Source organism: Longimicrobium sp., assembly GCF_036387355.1.
GTDB lineage: Bacteria > Gemmatimonadota > Gemmatimonadetes > Longimicrobiales > Longimicrobiaceae > Longimicrobium.
Genome location: NZ_DASVTX010000515.1, coordinates 1 through 2,797 on the forward strand (window position 1 = coordinate 1; position 2,797 = coordinate 2,797).

Consider the following 2,797-nt stretch of genomic DNA (forward strand, 5'->3'; position numbering starts at 1 on the left):
GCAATCGAAGGCTCCCGCCGGGAGGCCTCCGGTGCACGGCCGGCCGGCGTGGCGCGCCCCGACCCTCGGCCGCGGCAGCGGACGGGATGCCCGCGGCGCCCGCCTGCTGAATCTCCGCGGCCCCACGGCGCGTATGCACAAGCCGTTGGGCCGCCGTACGTTGGCGGACGAACGGGATGCTTGACACGGAGCCCGCGGAGGCGCAGCATTGCGTGCCGCCGGATGTTCCGCCGCGGCACCCCCCCCACGCCCGGCCGCCGGGCCCGCCACCCATTTTCCGCGAGACCACGCATGACCGCTCCCCTCCGCACCCTCACCCTGCGCGCCGCCGCCCTCGGCCTGGCGCTTTCCGCCTCCGCCTGCGGCTTTGGCGGCGACGATGCCGCCGCCACCGGCGACGTGGATCCCGCCAAGGTGGATGCCAGCCAGTCCGCCTCGGTGACCGAGGATGAGCAGGCGAGCTTTTCCGCCCCGGCCGACAGCGTGCTGACGCCGCAGCAGGTAGACAAGTACCTGCGTACGGCGCTGCTGCAGTTTGACCTGGTGCACAAGGAAGCCCCGCGCCTGCACCAGAGGCTGGCCGAGATGGAGGAGCGCGGCCAGAAGGGCGGGCTGATCGCCGGGCTGCGCAACGTGGCCGCGGCGGGGAGCATGGTGGTGGAATACACGGACCTGGTGGGCGGCAGCTACGTGCGCTCGGCCCGCACCCTGGGCTACAACCCCGCCGAGATGGAGTGGGTGCGCGACCGCATGACGGAGGTGTCCGGCTACCTGGCGCTCAAGCCCATGCACGAATCCCTCGTTTCGCAGGCGCGCACCCTGCGCGAGCAGGCCCAGCAGTACCGCGGCCAGCCCGGCTACACGGACGAGATGATCAACCTGATGGAAAGCAACGCCGCGCAGATGGAGCAGCAGGCCAAAGCCAGCCTGGAATCCGCCGGAGCGGTGAGCCGCAACATGGAAGTGCTCAAGCGGGCGCGCGGCAACGTGACGGAGCCCATGTGGGGCGCCGTGGCCTTCGTGGGCGGCCCGTCGGGGCTGCTGGGCGCCGTGGCCGGGCTGGCGGACCCGCAGGACACCACCACCGCCCGCCACTTCCGCGAGTGGCGCCAGCTGTACCGCGACGCGCTGGAGAACAAGGTCACGCCGGGGATGGAAGCCGGAAAGAACATCGTGCTCCCGGGGAGCAACTGAGCGCCCTCACCCACTCCGCCGGGCGGCCGCGCGCCGCCCTGCTGCTGGGCGCCACCGGGCTGGTGGGCGGCCACGTGCTGGACCTGCTGCTGGCCAGCCCCGGCTACGCCCGCGTTTCCGTGATCGGGCGGCGCGGGCTGGAACGCGAGCACCCGCGGCTGGTGCAGCACGTCGTCGACATGAACCGCATGGCCGAGCACGCCGAGTGGTTCGCCGTGGACGACGTGTTCTGCTGCCTGGGAACGACCATCGCGGCGGCCGGGTCGCAGGAGGCGTTTCGCCGGGTGGACCACGATTACGTGGTGCAGTGCGCCCAGTTGGCGGCGCAGGGCGGCGCGGCGCGCTATCTTCTGGTGAGCGCGGCCGGCGCGAACGCCCGGTCGCGCGTGTTCTACAACCGCACCAAGGGCGAGGCCGAGGACGAGGTGCGCGCCACCACCATCCCCGGCGTGACGCTGCTGCGCCCGTCGCTGCTGCTGGGTGAGCGCACGGAGCACCGCCCCGGCGAGGCGCTGGCGCAGCGCGTGGCCCCCGTGCTCAACCCGTTGATGGTGGGCCCGCTGCGCCGGTACCGCGGCGTGGACGCGCGCGTGGTCGCCAAGGCCATGGTGCGCCTGGCGGCGGAGGAGCCGCGGGGCGTGCGGGTGGTGGAATCAGAAGAGATCCAGGAACTGGGCGGCGCATAGATGACGGAACGCGAGGATCGGGACGGGACGGAGGGGGGCGGGGCCGCGATGCCGGTGATCGACCGCACGCCGCCGGGAGGATGCGGGTTTACGGGGTGCATGTGGATGGTGATGATCGTCTTCAGCCTGCTGCTGGCCCTGCTCATCTTCGGCCTGCTCACGCGCGTGTGGATCGCGCCGCCGCCGGTTCGGTAGGCGGCACGCTGTCCATCTCCCTCACGCACGGCTGTGGCGGAATGCGGATGATTGTGACCATCCCGGGATCCTCGTGAGCGGATTCGCGGGATTCGTCGTTCCCGGCGGCGCCGTGGACGGGGCGCTGCTGGAGCGGATGGCGGGCGGGCTCTCCTTTTGCGCCCCGGACGGCACCGCGGTCCGCGTGGCCGGGCGCGCGGGGCTGGCCCACGCACGCCTGCGCACCGGCGACGCGGGCGAGGCGAACGACCGCCAGCCGTTCTCGTTGGATGGACAGACCTGGATTGTCGCGGACGCGCGCATCGACGCGCGCGCCGAGCTGGTGCGCGCGCTGGGCGCGGGCGGCATCCGCACGTCCGCGGACCGGCCGGCCGCGGAGCTGATCCTGCACGCGGTCCGCGTGTGGGGTGACGCCGCGCCGGAGCGGCTGCGGGGCGACTACGCCTTCGCCGTCTGGGACGCGGAGCGCGAACGCATGTTCTGCGCGCGGTCGCCGTTCGGCTTCAAGGCCTTCTTCTACAACGCGACCGCGGGCGCCTTCGTCTTTTCCAACACGCTGGACTGCGTTCGCCTGCACCCCGCGGCGGGCGCGGCGCTGGACCAGGAGTGGATCGCGGACTTTCTGGTCCACGGCGAATCGCAGTCCCAGAGCGCCACCGTCTACGCCGCCATCCGCCAGCTGGACGCGGGGCACACGCTGGTCGCGGAGCACGGCCGCGTGG

Annotated in this window: 3 protein-coding genes and 1 pseudogene; all 4 read left to right on the forward strand. The window is 72.8% G+C overall.

Annotation, left to right across the window (positions count from 1 at the left end):
* Nucleotides 1–291: 291 nt before the first annotated feature.
* Nucleotides 292–1,194, forward strand: a complete 903-nt coding sequence (locus tag VF665_RS22300) for a hypothetical protein (RefSeq protein WP_331055683.1) — start codon at nt 292–294, stop codon at nt 1,192–1,194.
* Between the two features lie 44 nt (nt 1,195–1,238).
* Entirely contained in the window at nt 1,239–1,880 is a 642-nt protein-coding gene (locus tag VF665_RS22305; RefSeq protein WP_331055685.1) for an oxidoreductase, read from the forward strand.
* Nucleotides 1,881–2,075: a hypothetical protein gene (locus VF665_RS22310; protein ID WP_331055684.1), complete on the forward strand. Its 195-nt coding sequence runs from the start codon at nt 1,881–1,883 to the stop codon at nt 2,073–2,075. It abuts the gene before it with no gap.
* A gap of 73 nt (nt 2,076–2,148) precedes the next feature.
* A pseudogene (locus VF665_RS22315) lies at nt 2,149–2,797 on the forward strand (asparagine synthetase B); the annotation flags it as partial.